The organism is uncultured Sphingomonas sp. (assembly GCF_934560975.1).
Classification (GTDB): Bacteria; Pseudomonadota; Alphaproteobacteria; order Sphingomonadales; family Sphingomonadaceae; genus Sphingomonas_I.
On the sequence record NZ_CAKTFO010000003.1, the window covers coordinates 223,460 to 240,132 of the forward strand.

The following is a 16,673-nucleotide window of genomic DNA, read 5'->3' on the forward strand; positions in this document are numbered from 1 at the left end:
CGTCGGCAGGGTGTCTCTGCCACCTGATCCCGAAAACCGGTCTGCCGGCGGGCGATGTTCCACCGGATGCTTCATTTCAACCGCAGCAGCACGGCGCCGTGGGCCGGGAGCGTCCAGCTGCGCCGCGCGGGATTGTCGGGCACGCCGGCCCAGACGTCGCGCAACGATCCGATCCGCTTCAGTGATGCATCCTCGGCCGTGAAGGCGACGGGGCGTGCCGCCTCGCTCCGGTTGAAGAGGGCGATCGCCACCGATCCGTCCCGCAACGGTTTGGCCCAGATCTCCGCGCCGCCATCCTTGCGGATACGGCGGCCCTGCCGGCCGAGCGGATCCTGATCGATCGCGATCACGCCGCGATTTTCCAGCAGCGCGATCGTGGCAGGGGACATGGTGCGCAGGTCGTTGCCCAGCATCAGCGGCGCGGCCATGATCGCCCACAATGTCATGTGCGTGCGATACTCGTCGTCGCTCATGCCGCCATTGCCGGCCTCCAGCATGTCCGGGTCGTTCCAGCCGCCCGGCCCGGCAGCGGCCGGGTCGCCGTTCCGGTCGAAGCCGATGCCCGACATGGAGGCATATGTGTCCTCGATGTCGCCGGTCGTGCGCCACAAATGGCCGCCCACGTCGCGGCCCCATGTGCCGACCCGGTCGCGGCCATATTGGCAGAGGCTGTAGACGATCGGCCGCCCGGTCGCGCGCAGGGCCTGCCCCATTTCCTGATAGGCCAGCTTCACCTCGGCGGCGGTGCGGTAGAGGCCCTCGCCCGAGCAGAGATCATATTTGAGGTAGTCGATGCCCCATGCCGCGAAGCTCGCCGCATCCTGCGCGACATGGCCGTGGCTGCCGACGAAGCCGGCGCACGTCTTCGGCCCCGGTGAGCTGTAGATGCCGATCTTCAGCCCGCGCGCATGGACGTAATCGGCCAGCGCCTTCATGTCGGGGAAACGGGCGTTGGGCCTGATCGTCCCATCCGGCGCCCGATCGCCCTGCCAGCCATCGTCTACATTGATGTAACGATAGCCGGCATCGCGCAGGCCGGAGCTGACGAGGTGGTCCGCAATCTCGCGAATGGTGCGGTCGTCGATCGCGGCGGCAAAGTGATTCCAGCTGCTCCACTCCATCGGCGGCGTCGATGCCTGGCCGTCGGGCTTGAGCGTCGCCGGGGCGGGCAGGGGATAGGTCGGGAAGGCCAACCGGGCCGCATCGGCCGGGGTGCCGCGCCGCACCTGCGTGTCGACGTGACGGTGCCAGATGTCGCCGGTGACATGCATTCCGCTGCCGCTGGGCTCCGCCGTCCAGCGGCGCGCGGGCAGGCGGGGATTGCCATTGTCGATCAGGAAACTGAGGCTGCCGCCCTCCACCTCCAGCCCGCGCATCCGCAGGTCGCCATACCAGTCGCTGGTCACCATTCCCTGCCAGCCCGTGGCGCCGCGAGAGAGGCGCATCATGCGCAGCCCGGGATAGTCGTCGGACGGCGCGAACAGCCAGGTGCCCGCTAGATCGGTGGCCGGCTTTGCAGCGTAAACAGGCGACGCCAGTGCCAGCAATGCGGCAACAGCGGCGGACCGGAACATCATGCGGGCACTCCCATCAGCGGCAAGGCGGCGGTGACGAGACCGCCGGACCGCGCCTCCACACGGATCAGGCCGCCGCGCCCGCCCGCTTGCACCAATGCCATGCAAAGTCCGTTGAAGGCGGAGCGACCGCTCGCATGATCCGGCTCCAGCGAGCGGGGATCGCCATTGCCGACGCCCAGCAACCTGGCGTCGCCGTGAAGGGTGAACTCCACGCGGTCGGAGGCGGCGGGTGCCTCCCGACCCTTGGCGTCCAGGATGGCGGCGCGGACAACAGCGACCTCGCCGGGCTTCAGCCGACGCCGGTCGCTCGACAGGCCGATGCGGGCCGGCGCGCCGGTGGTCTCGCGCACGCTGGTGAGGATGCGGCGACCGTTGCGAAAGCCGCGCGCCTCGATCCGGCCGGGCGCATAGGGCACCTGCCATTGAAGGTGGCGGTTACGCTCGACCGGCTTGCGGCCGAGCGATCGGCCGTTGAGGAACAGCTCCACCGCCTGGCAATTGCTGTGCACCCAGACGGGCACGATCTGCCCCTCGCGGCCCCTCCAGTTCCAGTGCGGGAACAGGTGCAGCACAGGCTCCGCTCCCCACCAGGCTCGATAATAATGGTAATTATCCTTGGGGAAGCCGCACAGGTCCATCTGCCCGAAGTTGGAGGCGTTTTCCGGCCAGCGTTCAAACGGCGTCGGCTCGCCGCGATAGTCGAAGCCCGTCCACACGAACCCGCCAGCCAGCCAGGGACGCGCGTCGTAGAAGCTCCACCAGCGTTCGGCCGTGCCTGCCCATTTGGGGAAGTCGGTGTCGTAGGCGGGGACGATCCCGGCCTGGTCGTCGCGCGCATATTCGCCGCGCGTCATCACCGTGCTGCCCGTCTCGGTGCCGACGATCGGCTGCGTGGGGTGGCTGGCGTGGAAAGGGTCGATCTCGTCGAGGTAGTAATTGCAGCCCAGCACATCGAGCACGGGTGAGGCGCCCTGTCCGAACTTGCCGTTCATCGCCTCCGTCACCGGCCGCGTGCCGTCCAGTTCGTAGACGCGGCGCTTCATCGTCTCGGCGATGCGCGCGCCCGTTTCCGTGCCGCGATGGATTTCCTCGTTGCCAATGCTCCACAGGATGATGCTGGGATGGTTGCGGCCCCGTCGCACCATTCGGTCGAGCTGCCCCATGCCCTCCGGATTGCTCGACATCTGGCGGGTTTCCTCCAGCACCAGGATGCCCATCCGGTCGCATGCGTCCAGGATGGCGGGTGCGGCGGGATGGTGGGTGGAGCGATAGGCATTGCTGCCCATCTCCTTCAGTTTCTCCAGTCGCCAGACGTGCAGGCTGTCGGGCACGGCGAAGCCCACCCCGGCATGGTCCTGATGGTTGCAGGTGCCCTTGATCTTTACCGGGCGTCCGTTGAGGAAGAAGCCGCGCGCCGCATCGAAGCGGATGGTGCGGATACCGAATCTGTTCTCGACCCGATCGACGGCCACGCTGCCGATCAGCACCTCGGTCATCAGGCGATGGAGGTGCGGCTGTTCGAGCGACCAGAGCGCCGCCTGCGCCACCATCGTCTCCTGCGCGATCGTGACGCCGCTCCAGGCCGGGAGTTCGACCGGATCGGACAGCGAAGTCGCCAGCGTGCGGCCATCGGGTGCGATCACGGTCGATCGGATGCGCGCCGCCGTCGCCGCGCCGTGATTGTCAACCTCCGTCGCGATGCGGAGGAGGGCGTCTGCCCCCTTCACCTCGGACCGGACGGTCGCGCCCCACTGGCGGACATGGGCCGGTGCGGTCTTTACCAGCCGCACCGCGCGATACAGGCCCGCCCCTTCATAGGACCAGGCCTCGCCCAGGCTCACGTCGCAGCGGACCACCAGGATGTTGGTCTCGCCCGGTCTGGCAAAATCGGTGATGTCGAGGGAGAAGGGCACATAGGCGCTCTCGTTCGATCCCACCACGCAGCCGTTCAGGACAACCAGGCAGTCGCGCGAAACGCCGTCAAACTCCAGGAACAGCCGCTTGCCCGCATCCGCCGTCGCGATCGGCAGCGCGCGGCGATACCAGCCGACGCTGGTGTCCGGCCACATTCGGCCGAGCGGCTTGAACCCCTGATAGGCGCCGGTGCGGTCGGCATCGGAGCCGGGCGGCCCGAATTGCGTGAAAGGCAGGTCGACTGCCCAGTCGTGGGGCAGGATGACGGCGGTCCAGCCGGTATCGTCGAACCTCGCCTCGGTCACGTCGCTGCCGACATCGCCCGATTTGGCATAGGTGTCGTGCGAGCGGCCGAAGCCGAAATCCTTGGCCGGATCGGATGCGTGACCCAGGTGGAAGCGCCAGCCCGCATCGAGCGGTACGATGGCGCGTGGCGTGGCGTCGGCCGTCGTTGCCCCCGCCGGGCGGGGCAGTCCGGCAAGGGCCAGGCCGCTCGCCGCGCTGGCGGCGGCGAGAAGGTCGCGGCGGGCGATGTCGGTCATGCGCACCTTGTGCAATGTCGGATGCCGGCCGCTCCGGGGAGGACCGGCATCCCGGTTGTCAGAATTCGACGGTCGCGCCGAAGAAGATGCTGCGGCCGAGCGCATCGTACCAACCCGGATATGTCGGGCCGTTCAGGTTGCTGTAGAAGTTCGTACCCAGGATCTGCGGATCCTTGTCGAAGACATTGTTGATGCCCGCACGCAGCAGAACCGGCTTCAGGCGCAGCGTCGCCGCAAGGTCGAAGGCGCTATAGGCCTTCAGCGCCGGCAGGTCGGTGCCCTGGCCCAGAAACGGATCATCCTCGTTGCCGTCATATTTGGAGCGGCCGATGTAGCGCCAGTTCAGCGACAGCTGCGCATTGCCGTAATCATAGCTGGTGCGGAACTGGTGGCGCCACTTCGGATTGGGCCCGCCGCAGGTGCGGCCACCCACGCCGGCGCAGTCATAGGTGCCCAGGTCGATTAGCGGCTCGTTCTCCGACTTCAGCGACGCGGTGCCGATCAGCGCGAAGCTGATCCGTCCCGCGTTGGTCAGGCCCATGTCCGTCAGGTTGAGGCTGTAATTGGCGCTGACGTCGATCCCCTGCGTGCGGGATCCGCCGACATTGGCGTAGACGTCGGAGATACCCGTCGTGGCGCCACCGAACAGCGCGCCGCTGCCGTTGCGGTTGATGCGGTCGCAATAGAGCGGATTGCCGGTTTCGAGGCACTGGGTCAGGATGGTGTTGCCACCGATGGTGCCGATCGCGCCCTTGATCTTGATGTCGAAATAGTCGGCCGTGATGTTCAGCCCGCGGATGAAGCGCGGCGTGAGGACGAAGCCGATCGAGCGCGTGTCCGCCTTTTCCGGCGTCAGCGCCGGATTGCCGCCGCCGATGGCGGTGCACTGGTCGGCCGGACATTCGAGGATCAGGCCATATTGCGACGGCAGCACGCCGGTCCGCCCGCACTGTTCCAGCGTCCGCCTAGGCTGCTCGCCGGAGCAGGGGTCCTGCGCGCCGAAATTGCCGCCGACGATGGGCGAGAACAGCTCGTTGACGGTCGGCGCGCGGACCGCCCGCTGCAGGCTGGCGCGGACGCGGATATCACTCGACGGCGCATAATCCAGCGCGAGCTTGTAGCTGTTGACCCGGCCCGACCTGGAATATTTGGACGTGCGGTAGCCGCCTTCGAAGGTCAGGTCCCGGACGAACCGAACGTCCTGGATCAGCGGTATGCGTACTTCGCCGTAGAATTCGTTCACGTCGAAGCCGCTGCTCGGCAGCACCTGCGCCTTGGTGCCGCCATAGATGTCGCCGGTCAGGTCGTTGGCGCCGGGCGTGTAGCTGACCCGCTCGTCACGCCATTCATAGCCCAGTGCGAAACCGACGCCGTCGGTCGCCCACGGCAGCGTGACGCCATATTGGCCAAGATCGCCGGCCAGCGTGGCGCTGATGACCTTTTCCGTGCTGTCGCCCTTTTGATACGTGTCGGTGGCGATGTAGTTCAGCATTTCCGGCGTCCACGAGCCGAGCCCGCCGAGCACATTGAGCGGCACGCACGACGGATCGGTGCCGTCCACCACCGAGCGGCAGGTGGCGACCCCGCTTACATTGACCACGTCTAGTGCCCGGGTGACGCGGGAAACGGAGAGCTGGTTCAGCTGCTGCTGGAAATAATCCGTGCGGCCATATTGCGCCGACACGTCATAGGTGAAGCCCTTGATCGGCTCGCCCCGGAAGCCGCCGACGAACCGGTAGGACGTATGCTCCTGATCGTAATAACGCGGGCCGCCCTCGATGCTGCGCCGGCCGATCTGGACATGCGTCTGCTGCGATCCCGACAGGCCGAAATTGGTGCAAAGCTTCTGCACATGATCGGCGGTCAGCAGCGGATTGTCGCAGGCGATGTGGACCGACCCGTCGTCGGTCGGCGCGGAGCCTAGAAAGAGCGCGGATTCAGCGATCTGGTAGCGCGAGCGATCCTTGGTGAACATCGCATCGGCGTACAACTCGATCTCGGGAATGACCGCGTAATGGGCCAGCGCGCCGATCTGGTAACGCTTGTCCGGACGTGAAAAGTAGTTGATCGGCGTATAGTTATACGTGTCGGTCGCCCCATTGTACGGCCGTAGCGTGCCGTTGGTCTCCGCGAAGAAGTCGCGCTGCGTGCCCTGCGGCGCGGTGCCCTGAACCACGAAGCGGTTGTAATTGCCGGATCCCAGGCAGGTGAACGGCGCTTCGGAGCCGGCCAGCGCGCAGGCGGAATAATCGTATTTGCCCTGGAAGACCGGCTTCGCCTTGCGATAGACGCCATAAGCGGTGATGTTGCCGCGTCCCTCGGCGAAGTTCGCCCCGAAGGCGAGCGAGGCGGTATAGTTGGCGCCGGTGGTGAAGGAGCCGTTGGGAACGGTGTATCCCTTCTCCGTCAGCGCGCGCTGGGCCACCCCATTGTTGTTGTCATGCTGGTAGAAGCCATATTGCGCGTCGGCGAGGACGCCGTTCAGGTTGCGGCGAAGCTTGAAGTTGACCACGCCCGCGACCGCGTCCGATCCGTAAACGGCCGACGCGCCGCCGGTCACCACCTCCACATTCTCGATCAGCGGGGTGGGAATGGCGTTGAGGTCGGCGGCAGACCCGAACGGATCGCCCGGCATCAGGCGCTTGCCGTCGATCAGCACCAGCGTACGGTTGGCACCCAGCCCGCGCAGGTTGACGGTGGCGATGCCGGTCGAGCCGCTGTTGGACGTGCCGGTCGCATCCGGCACCACCTGTGGCAGGCGGTTGAGCAGGGTTTCGACGCTGGTGGTGCCCTGCAACCTGGCCTCTTCCTGGGCTACCGTCGTGATCGGGCTGACGCTGCGCAAGCCTGCTTGGGGAATGCGTGAGCCGGTGACGATGATCTCGTTTGCCGGCGCGGCAGCGGAGCTGTCCGCTTGCTCCGGCGGGGCAACGGTGCCGCTGATCTGCGCCGGCGCGGCTGTCGTCAACAAGGCGGTCACCAGCGCGCCGAGTGCGGCACCGTTCCGATTTAAGCCGAACTTCTTCTGCATATCTGACTCCCAACCCGATCTGCGGTCGTGCTGTAAGGAGAGTGCAACATGATCGTCACGCATTGTCAAAATATATTATACGATATGCTATATACGAAGCAACTTTGGTTCGGCGAGGTGTGTTTCCGCCACATCTTCATGCATGGAGACTCGGCAGTGAAGCTGATCGGTTTGCCGGTGTGACCCGGCCATTGGGGGTGAAGAGGCTCGGGTGAGCAGGCCCGCAGCTTAGCGCACCGGCCGCTTGTCCAGCTTGCGCGCCAGGGTACGCCGATGCATGCCAAGGCGGCGGGCCGTTTCCGAAATGTTGAAGCCCGTTTCCGCCAACACCTGGTTGATCCGCTCCCATTCCAGCGTCTTGATGGTGCTGGCGCGTTCGCCGATCGGGGCAGCGGCATTACCCTCGAACTTGCCGAACGCGCTCTCGATCTCGTCGGTGCTGGCCGGCTTGGCGACATAATGGCAGGCACCCAGCTTGATCGCCTCAACCGCCGTGGTGATGCTGGCGAAGCCGGTCAGCACGACGATTTGCATGTCGGCGTCATGCGCATGGAGCCGCTCGACGCAAGGCAGGCCGGATGCGGTGCCGAGCTTCAGGTCAACCACCGCAAAGCCCGGCTGCTCGGTCTCCAGCAACGTGTCCAGTTCGGCGGGGCTGTGGGCCACCGCGACGGAATAGCCGCGCCGCTCGAACGATCGCTGGAGAGTGCGGGCGAAAGTGGCGTCATCCTCCACGATCAGAAGGCGGCGATCGTCGCTCATCGGGCTTTCCCGTCGCCGGACACAAGCGGCAGGATCAGTCTGACTTCCGCGCCAGGATTGCGATTGTACGCCTCCAGCCGCCCGCCCAACCGCCGCGCGACATTGCTGGCGAGAAACAGGCCGACCCCATGGCCCGCGCCCTTGCTGGAGTGGTACAGCTTGCCCACGTCGGCGAGCAGGGTCGGCGGGAAGCCGGGTCCCTGGTCACGCACCGCGATCACCAGTTCGGCGGCATCGCGGCGGGCCTGCAACGCCACCCGGTCGGGCGACACCTCCGCCGCATTGTCGAGCAGGCTCCACAAGGCCTGGCGCAGCGCGGGCTCGGCCACCACGGTTGCATCGCCGATCGCGTCGGCCTGGTAGGTCAGCGCCACGCCCGGCTGGGTCGCCGCCCAGGCGGCGGCCGCCTCGTGCAGAAAGGCGCGGACGCTCAGCTTGCCCATCGCATCGCCGCGCGGTTCGCCGGCGGAGTGGAGGATGTCGGAGACGATGGACTTGCAGCGCCGGATCTCCGCCTGCATTTCCTCGATCTCGCCGCGCAGGGTTTCGTCACCGACAAGCGCAGGCATCCGACGCCAGTCCGCCAGGATCACGGCGATAGAGGCCAGCGGCGTGCCGAGTTCGTGCGCCGCTCCCGACGCGAACAGGCCCATGCGGACTATCCCGTCCTGTTCGGCCGCCTGTTGGCGCAGATCCGCCAGATAGGTGTCGCGCGCGCGCAGATTGTGGCTGATCCGCGCCATGAACAGCACCAGCAGGGTCGCGACCAATGTGAAGCTGAGCCAGCTGCCGAGCGTGTGGACGTCGGCGGCGGCGGGCAGCAACCGTCGGGGCAGCAGCAGGGGGCGGTAGCGGACCGTCAGCATGGCGTAGCTGACGCTGGCGACCGCCACTAGGATCCACACCGACCAGGTTTCGAGCAGGATTACGCCCAGGGCGATCTGGATCAGGTAGAGCGAGATGAACGGATTGGTTGCGCCGCCCGACAGGTAGAGTTGCAGGCTGAGCGACCCGACGTCGAATAGCAGCGCGAACATCAGGTCGATGTTGGTGATGGCGTGGCGCGTCATTGCCAGCAGCGCCAGCAGGTTCACCATCACCAGCGTGGCGATCACCAGCAGCATCGTGCCCAGCGGCAGCGGCACGCCGAGACCCGGGCCCACGATCAGGATGGTCAGCAACTGCCCCGCGACCGCGATCCAGCGCAGCTGCACCAGCTGCCGCATATTCTCCGCCGCGGTGGCGTGGAGCGAGGGACCGAAGGCGCGCTTGCGGGTCAGCGCCAGCAAAGGCGCTTCGTTCACCCTTCTTTCTCCGGCCGCAGCACCAGCCATGTCGCGGCACCGCTGAGCAGAGCGAGCGTGAACCAGGTCAGCGCGTAGGAGAGATGGCTGTTGGGAAACGCGACCACGGTCAGGCCGCCGACCGGATAGCCGGACCGATTGGGCGTCGCGTCCGCATCGATGAAGAAGGGGGCGATAGGGCCGAAATGGCGGTTGCGTGCGATCGCCTGGACATCGCGCGAATACCAGCGATCCGCCCCGGGATCGTTGGCGCGCAGAAAACCGCCCCCCGGCTCGGTTATGCGGAGCAATCCGGTTACGGTGACGGGGTCCTTGGCCGCGCCCGCCGCGCGGGTAGACGGTGCACGCCGATCCGGCGGGACAAAGCCGCGATTGACCAGAACCGTGCCGCTGGCGGTGACGAGGGGGGTGACGACCCAGTAGCCGGGGCCTCGCCCCGTCACCGCCTGGACCAGTGTTTCGGCATCGTGGTGGAAAGTACCTCGTACCCGGATGCGGCGATAGGCATCGTCCGGGCCGATGGCGGGCCAGCTGGCGGGCGGGGGAAGGGGTTCGGGCTGCCCCTTGATCCGGGCATCCACCCGGGCGATCAGATCGAGCTTCCAGGCGCGGCGCTCGACCTGCCAGATGCCCAATGCGGTAAAGAGGAGCATGGCGGCCACGGTAAGGGCCGCCATGCCGGTTCGTGCGACCGAGCGGGTCACATCGCGTCCGTGGACCCCATCTCCATGCCGGGCATCATGTTGGCGTTCATGTGGAACATGACCCACAACGACCCGATCAGGGCGATAAAGACGATGATCAGGGTGAAGATCAACGCCATCATGGTCCAGCCATTCTCCGAACGGCTGTTCATGTGAAGGAAGTAGACCATGTGGACCAGCACCTGCACCAGCGCGAAACCCATGCAGATATAGGCGGTGACGCGCGGGTCGGCGATGGCGCCGGACATGACCAGCGCGAACGGAACCGCGGTCAGGATCACGGACAGGATGAAGCCGGTCAGGTAGCTGCCCAGCGTACCATGCGCCGCGCCGCTGTCATGCCCGTGCCCGTCTCCGTGCCCATGGCCGTGGCTGTGGTCGTGACCGTGCACGTCCGCGGCGTCGTGCGGGTGAGTGCTCATCGAAGGACCCCCAGAAGATAGACAAAGGTGAACACGCCGATCCAGATCACGTCCAGAAAGTGCCAGAACAGCGACAGGCACTGCAGCCGCCGGCGATTGTCGGCGATCAGGCCCTTGCGGCCGACCTGTACCATCAGCACCACCAGCCAGATCAGGCCGACGCTGACGTGCAGCCCGTGGGTGCTGACCAGGGTGAAGAATGCGGACAGGAAGGCGGAACGCTGCGGCCCCGCACCCTCGGCGATCAGGTTGGAGAATTCGAACAGTTCGATGCTGACGAAGGCCAGGCCGAACATACCGGTGATCGCCAGCCAGCCCTGCGTGGCCCGCACCTGGTTCTTGTCCATCGCCAGCATGGCAAAGCCATAGGTGATGGAGGACAGGAGCAGCATGGCGGTGTTGACCGCCACCAGCGGCAGCTCGAACAGTTCGGAGGGGCGCGGCCCCCCCGCATAGCTGCTGCCGTAGACGCCATAGCTTGCGAACAGCATCGCGAAGATCAGGCAGTCGCTCATCAGGTAGAGCCAGAAGCCGAGCGCCGTGCTGGCGCCCGCTTCATGGTGATGCTCGTCCAGTTCGTAGAAGACGGGCGCTTCCGCCCCCGGGGGCATGCTGCTTGACGCCATTGTCTTATGCTCCCGTCGCGGTCGAAAGAGCGCGGGTCCGCGCGTCCTCGGACCGGGTTACTTCGTCGGCCGTGATGTAGAAGTCGCGGTCGTAGTTGAACGTATGCCCGATCGCCACGGCCAGGATGCCGACGAAGCTGATCGCCGCCAACCACCAGATGTACCAGATCATGGCAAAGCCGAACGCGGTTGCCAGGCCAGCCAGGATCACGCCCGTTCCGGTGTTGCGCGGCATGTGGATGGCGCGAAAGCCCCCCACCGGGCGCACGGCCTTGCGGCTCTTCATGTCGTACCAGGCTTCCAGTTCGTGGACCATCGGCGTGAACGCGAAGTTGTAGGCCGGCGGCGGCGACGAGGTCGCCCATTCCAGTGTGCGGCCATTCCACGGATCGCCCGTGAAATCGCGCAGCTTCTCACGGTTCACGATGCTGACGAAGATCTGCACCAGGAAAGCGCCGATCCCGGCCGCGATGATCAACGCACCCACGGCGGCGACCACGAACCAGATCTGCAGGCTGGGATCGTCGAAGTGGCGCAGGCGGCGGGTGACGCCCATCAGGCCCAGCACATAGAGCGGCGTGAACGCCACCCAGAAGCCGACCACCCAGCACCAGAAGCTGACCAGCCCCCAGAACTTGTCCAGCTTGAAGCCGAACGCCTTGGGCCACCAGTAATTGATGCCCGCGAACATTCCGAACAGCACGCCGCCGATGATCACGTTGTGGAAGTGCGCGATCAGGAACAGCGAGTTGTGGAGCACGAAGTCCGCCGGCGGAACCGCAAGCAGCACGCCGGTCATGCCGCCGATCACGAAGGTCAGCATGAACGCGATCGCCCACATCATCGGCAGCTCGAACCGGATCCGGCCCTTGTACATCGTGAACAACCAGTTGAAGATCTTGGCCCCCGTCGGGATCGAGATGATCATGGTGGTGATGCCGAAGAAGCTGTTGACGCTGGCACCCGAACCCATCGTGAAGAAGTGGTGCAGCCAGACCAGGTAGGACAGGATGCAGATCACGATCAGCGCGTAGATCATCGACGTATAGCCGAACAGGCGCTTGCCGGTGAAGGTCGACACGACTTCGGAGAAGACGCCGAAGGCCGGCAGGATCAGGATGTAGACTTCCGGGTGACCCCAGATCCAGATCATGTTCACGTACATCATCGGGTTGCCGCCGAGCGTGTTCGTGAAGAAGTTGGTGCCGACATAGCGATCGAGGCTGAGCATCGCCAACACGGCGGTCAGCACGGGGAAGGCGGCCACGATCAGGACGTTGGTGACCAGCGCCGACCAGGTAAAGACCGGCATCTTCATCAGGCTCATGCCCGGCGCACGCATCTTCACGATGGTGCAGAGCAGGTTCACGCCTGATAACAGGGTGCCGATACCGGCGATCTGGAGCGCCCAGATGTAATAATCCACGCCGACATCCGGTGAGTAATCCAGCCCCGACAGCGGTGCCATCGCCAGCCAGCCGGTGCGGGCGAACTCACCGATGAACAGGCTGGCCATCACCAGCGCGCCACCCGATGCCGTCATCCAGAAGCTGAAATTGTTCAGAAACGGGAAGCTGACGTCGCGGGCGCCGATCTGCAACGGCACCACATAGTTCATCAGGCCCGTCACGAACGGCATGGCCACGAAGAAGATCATGATCACGCCATGCGCGGTGAACACCTGATCATAATGGTGCGCCGGCAGGAAGCCTTCGTTGGTGCCGAACGCCATTGCCTGCTGCGCACGCATCATCAGCGCGTCGGCAAAGCCGCGCAGCAGCATCACCAGGCCCATGACCATGTACATGATGCCGATGCGCTTGTGGTCCACGGACGTGAACCACTCCTTCCAGAGGTAACCCCACAGCCGGAAGTAGGTGAGGGCGCCCAGCAGCGCCACGCCACCCAGGGCCACGCCGGCAAAGGTCGCGATCAGGATGGGCTCGTGAATGGGAAAGCTTTCGAGCGTCAAACGCCCGAATATGGTCTTGATGAGTGTTTCGGACATGGGTTCTTCCTGGCCGCTCAGGCCTGGGCCGCAGCCGCGGCCGCACCGGGCAGCGCCGGCAGGTCGAGGTGGGTCATGTTGCGGTTGGATGGATCGCCGGGCTTGCCGGTTCCTGCAGCCGGACCGCGCGGGGCGCTCCGGTTCGGGCTGGAGCCCTTTTCCTCCGGAGACTTCTCCAGCGCGCCCTTGCGGTCGGCAGGACGATAGGGTGCATTGTTGACCGGCGCATGGCTGCCCGGCTCCATGCTGTCATGGCGCATCGTCTCGCTCATGCAGGTCTGCCCCGGATGCACGCACACCTGCGCGACGCGGCTGAACAGCCCGCGCTCAACCGTGCCGTAGAGGATGGCGGGCACCCGCTCGCTGGGCTTTTCCAGCTGGATATACTCGCCGCGATCCAGCCGGCGCGCCGACGCCTGGCTTTCCGCCACGAAGCGGTCAAAGCCGGCCCGGTCGACCGAGATCATCGGAAAGTTCATGTAGGAGAAGCCGGCCCCCGAATAATTGGCGGACATGCCCTCGAACCGCCCGGTCCGCTCCAGCACGGCGTTCAGCTCCGTCTCCATGCCGGGCATCGTATAGATCATGCCGGCAAGCGTGGGGACGTAGAAGGTATTCATCACCGAGGAGGAGGTCAGGCGGAAGCGGATCGGGCGATCGGTCGGCAGGACCAGCCGGTTCACCATCGCGATGCCCTGTTCCGGATAGATGAACAGCCACTTCCAATCGAGCGACACCACCTGCACCTCCAGCGGGCGGACGTTGGCGGGAACGGGCTCACCCGCCTTCATCCGGTCAACCGGGCGGTAAGGGTCGAGCGTGTGCGTCGCCAGCCACGTCACCGCGCCCAACGCGATGATGATCAGCAGCGGGGCGGACCAGATCACCAGCTCCAGCGACGTGGAATGGTCCCAGTCGGGCCGATATTCGGCATCCTCGTTGGACGCGCGATAACGCCATGCGAACACCACCGTCAGCACCATCACCGGGATGATGATCAGCAGCATCAGCCCCGTGGAAATGAAGATCAGGTCGCGTTGCTGGCGCGCGACGTCGCCGGCGGGGTTCAGCACCGCCCTCTCGCACCCGGCGAGAAGCAGCGGCAACAGGAGCAGCCCCGGACGCGTGAGGCGCCTCGTGGCGTTGGACAGGTTTATGCGCATGACCGCGCCCGTAGACTCGCTTTGTGGCGATGCAACATTGGACATTTTGTCCTATCCCCAATAGCGGGTTGAACGGGCAAAGGCCCTACCGAATAAGACGGGCGTGTCCACCGTATTCGCGGATTGCACCCTGTCTGCCCTGATCATCGTTTGACGGGGACGGAACCCCGGGAGATAAAAGCGCCATGAGTGCCCCCCTCGCCGCGTCGAACTCGACGCCCCTCGAACGTGACGCACGGGTGGTGAATGCCCGCGGCCACCATCATGACGTGCATCCGGGCGAGATCGCCATCGGCGTGATCATCGGGCGGACGAGCGAGTTCTTCGACTTCTTCGTCTACGCGATCGCGTCCGTGCTGGTGTTCCCGTCGCTCATCTTCCCGCAGGTGGATGCGCTGACCGGCACCTTGTATTCCTTTGCGCTGTTTCCGCTGGCGTTTCTGGCTCGGCCGCTCGGCTCCTTGATCTTTATCACGATCGATCGCCGTTATGGGCGAGGGGTGAAGCTCACCATCTCCCTGTTCCTGCTGGGCCTGTCCACCATCGCCATGGCATTCGTGCCGGGTTATCAGCAGATCGGGGTGGCGGCCGCATGGTTCCTGGCCGCGCTCCGCATCGGTCAGGGTATCGCGCTCGGTGGCGTCTGGGACGGCCTGCCGTCGCTGCTGGCACTCAATGCGCCGCAGAAGCACCGTGGCTGGTATGCGATGATCCCGCAACTGGGCGCCCCGCTGGGCCTGCTGGTGGCGAGCGGCCTGTTTGCCTTCTTCAGCTCCGCGCTGCCCGCGCAGGACTTCCTCGCCTGGGGCTGGCGTTACCCGTTCTTTGTGGCGTTCGCGATCAACGTGGTGGCGCTGTTCGCCCGGCTGCGTCTGGTCGTCACGCCCGAGTTTGAGCACCTGTTTGAAACGCGCGAACTGCAACCGGCCTCCATTCGCGAGACCCTGCGTGAGGATGGCCGCATCGTGCTGCTCGGCGCCTTTGCTCCGCTTGCCAGCTTCGCGCTGTTCCACCTCGTAACCGTGTTTCCGCTGTCGTGGGCGGTGCTGTTCAATCGTGAATCGGCGTCGCGCTTTCTGGTCATCGAGATGGCCGGCGCGGTGGTCGGCGTCCTGGCGATGCTGGCGTCCGGATTGCTGGCCGACCGCTTCGGTCGCCGCAATGTGCTGGGCGTGTCGGCGGGGCTGATCGGTGTGTTCAGCGGTCTCGCCCCGACGCTGCTGGATGCGGGCGCGAGCGGCGAGTTGACCTACATGCTGGGCGGCTTCCTGCTGCTCGGCCTGGCTTTTGGGCAGTCGTCGGGCGCGATCAACGCCAGCTTCAGCGGCGCGCATCGGTACACCGGTGCTGCGCTGACCTCCGACCTGTCGTGGCTGCTCGGCGCCGGCTTCGCGCCGCTCGCGGCATTGCTGCTGGCGAGCAACTTCGGTCTGTGGGCGATCGGTGCCTATCTGTTGTCGGGCGCGGTCTGCACGCTGGTCGCGCTGGGCATCAACAAGGAACTGGCGCGTCAGACCAGCTGATGCCGCGTCGGTCATCCCGTGCATGGCCCTATGTCGGCCCGAAGCGGTGGGTGATCTGGACATCCGACATGGTCGCGCAACGATCATATTGCGGCAAGGGGAGGCGGGCATCGTGGATGTCCGCCTTCTTCATGTCTGAGCCGAAAGATCTGGTCGAGAGGAGGTCGCGATCCGTGCGGCGGCAAGCCTGCGTTCAGGCTTTGCGGGTCCGGTCGCGCTTGCGACTCGCCATCGCAATCACCTTGGCGTCGATCGCGGCGGCGCCTACCGTCATGCCCGTCACGACCTGCCCAACGGCGAGGATGTGCTGCTCGGTGATCTGATCCGTCGGACCTGGCCATTGTGTCGCGAGGAACTCCGGTATGGGCAGCGTGGGAACGCACAAGATGGCGGATACGATATGGGCTGCCTGAAAGATCCGCGTCCTCATTCCTACCATGCCGGCAACCAGGGGATGGTGGCGCGGACCGGACCGAGGAAGCGCCCCAGCAACAGCGACGTGAAGCCGTAACAACGGAAAAACAGGCGAGCCCTCGCTATGCCGAGGCAATGAGGATTGAGCGGACTCATGCCGGTAGGCCAATGAACCGAGGGCCTGGCCGATCCCGAACGATACCCAGTGTCTGGGGATGGTGCCGATCACCGCCCCCGAGAATCACTGGGAGGGGGCCAAGTATTCCAGCCGCGATCATGCCGCCAGGAGCGATGATCAACGCGGCGCAGGGATCAGTGCCTCTATCACGGCCAGCGATTCTCCAAACGTCAGCAAGCCCATGATCGGCCCAGCCCACGCCGATGCTCTTTGACGACGACGACGGTGTCCGCAATCAGGTCATCCATCGACGCCATCTGTCTTTTCCTGTCTCGGCTCTTCCTGCTGTGTACGCCATCGACGAGCGCCTCCGGGACTTGCAACCCAGCGAGCGCAGGACGCCTTGATCCCGCGACTGGCCGCCGTGGTACACCTCTGTCGGCCAAATGCTCCGGGCGGCTGCAATCCGCACCCTACCAGGTCACCTGATCCCGTTGATTCGCGCTGTGATTCGCTTCGTTATGGTTTTGGAATTGGCGGTTTTCGGGGGTTTGCAACAAAAGTG

General features: G+C 65.4%; 12 protein-coding genes. 1 reads left to right on the forward strand and 11 read right to left on the reverse strand.

Annotated elements, in window-relative coordinates:
- Positions 1 to 71: 71 nt before the first annotated feature.
- The 10 genes from Q0D93_RS04120 to cyoA all read right to left on the reverse strand — a co-directional run bounded on the left by Q0D93_RS04120 (position 72) and on the right by cyoA (position 14,053).
- Positions 72 to 1,577 carry a glycoside hydrolase family 27 protein gene (locus Q0D93_RS04120; protein ID WP_294391676.1) on the reverse strand — a complete coding sequence of 502 codons (1,506 nt, stop codon included), beginning with the start codon at positions 1,575 to 1,577 and terminating at the stop codon, positions 72 to 74.
- Positions 1,574 to 4,033, reverse strand: a complete 2,460-nt coding sequence (gene galA, locus Q0D93_RS04125) for a beta-galactosidase GalA (RefSeq protein WP_294391677.1) — start codon at positions 4,031 to 4,033, stop codon at positions 1,574 to 1,576. Before galA ends, Q0D93_RS04120 begins: the two co-directional genes overlap by 4 nt.
- A gap of 58 nt (positions 4,034 to 4,091) precedes the next feature.
- Complete coding sequence (locus Q0D93_RS04130; protein ID WP_294391678.1) at positions 4,092 to 7,064, reverse strand: TonB-dependent receptor; 2,973 nt, start codon at positions 7,062 to 7,064, stop codon at positions 4,092 to 4,094.
- 228 nt (positions 7,065 to 7,292) lie between these two features.
- Positions 7,293 to 7,826, reverse strand: a complete 534-nt coding sequence (locus tag Q0D93_RS04135; protein ID WP_294391679.1) for a response regulator transcription factor — start codon at positions 7,824 to 7,826, stop codon at positions 7,293 to 7,295.
- The gene (locus Q0D93_RS04140) at positions 7,823 to 9,130 is read right to left on the reverse strand and encodes an ATP-binding protein (RefSeq protein ID WP_294391680.1); all 1,308 of its coding nucleotides are present in this window, start codon (positions 9,128 to 9,130) and stop codon (positions 7,823 to 7,825) included. The genes Q0D93_RS04135 and Q0D93_RS04140 overlap by 4 nt, the downstream gene beginning before the upstream one ends.
- On the reverse strand, positions 9,127 to 9,807 hold the full coding sequence (locus tag Q0D93_RS04145; protein ID WP_294391681.1) for an SURF1 family protein: 681 nt from the start codon (positions 9,805 to 9,807) through the stop codon (positions 9,127 to 9,129). Before Q0D93_RS04145 ends, Q0D93_RS04140 begins: the two co-directional genes overlap by 4 nt.
- A 23-nt stretch (positions 9,808 to 9,830) precedes the next feature.
- A complete protein-coding gene (gene cyoD / locus Q0D93_RS04150; RefSeq protein ID WP_294391682.1) occupies positions 9,831 to 10,256 on the reverse strand; it encodes a cytochrome o ubiquinol oxidase subunit IV in 426 nt (141 codons plus the stop codon).
- Positions 10,253 to 10,882, reverse strand: coding sequence for a cytochrome o ubiquinol oxidase subunit III (gene cyoC / locus Q0D93_RS04155; RefSeq protein WP_294391683.1), 630 nt, complete (start codon positions 10,880 to 10,882; stop codon positions 10,253 to 10,255). Before cyoC ends, cyoD begins: the two co-directional genes overlap by 4 nt.
- 4 nt (positions 10,883 to 10,886) lie before the next feature.
- A complete protein-coding gene (gene cyoB / locus Q0D93_RS04160) occupies positions 10,887 to 12,890 on the reverse strand; it encodes a cytochrome o ubiquinol oxidase subunit I (protein ID WP_294391684.1) in 2,004 nt (667 codons plus the stop codon).
- Positions 12,891 to 12,907: 17 nt separating this feature from the next.
- Positions 12,908 to 14,053 (reverse strand): ubiquinol oxidase subunit II, encoded by a 1,146-nt coding sequence (cyoA, locus tag Q0D93_RS04165; RefSeq protein WP_294391685.1) that lies wholly within the window; start codon positions 14,051 to 14,053, stop codon positions 12,908 to 12,910.
- Positions 14,054 to 14,238: 185 nt separating this feature from the next.
- Between cyoA and Q0D93_RS04170 the strand changes: the two genes are divergently transcribed.
- Positions 14,239 to 15,576 carry an MFS transporter gene (locus Q0D93_RS04170; protein WP_294391686.1) on the forward strand — a complete coding sequence of 446 codons (1,338 nt, stop codon included), beginning with the start codon at positions 14,239 to 14,241 and terminating at the stop codon, positions 15,574 to 15,576.
- A 193-nt stretch (positions 15,577 to 15,769) separates the two neighbouring features.
- Here Q0D93_RS04170 and Q0D93_RS04175 read toward each other — a convergent pair whose 3' ends face one another.
- Positions 15,770 to 16,006 carry a hypothetical protein gene (locus Q0D93_RS04175; protein ID WP_294391687.1) on the reverse strand — a complete coding sequence of 79 codons (237 nt, stop codon included), beginning with the start codon at positions 16,004 to 16,006 and terminating at the stop codon, positions 15,770 to 15,772.
- Positions 16,007 to 16,673: the final 667 nt, after the last annotated feature.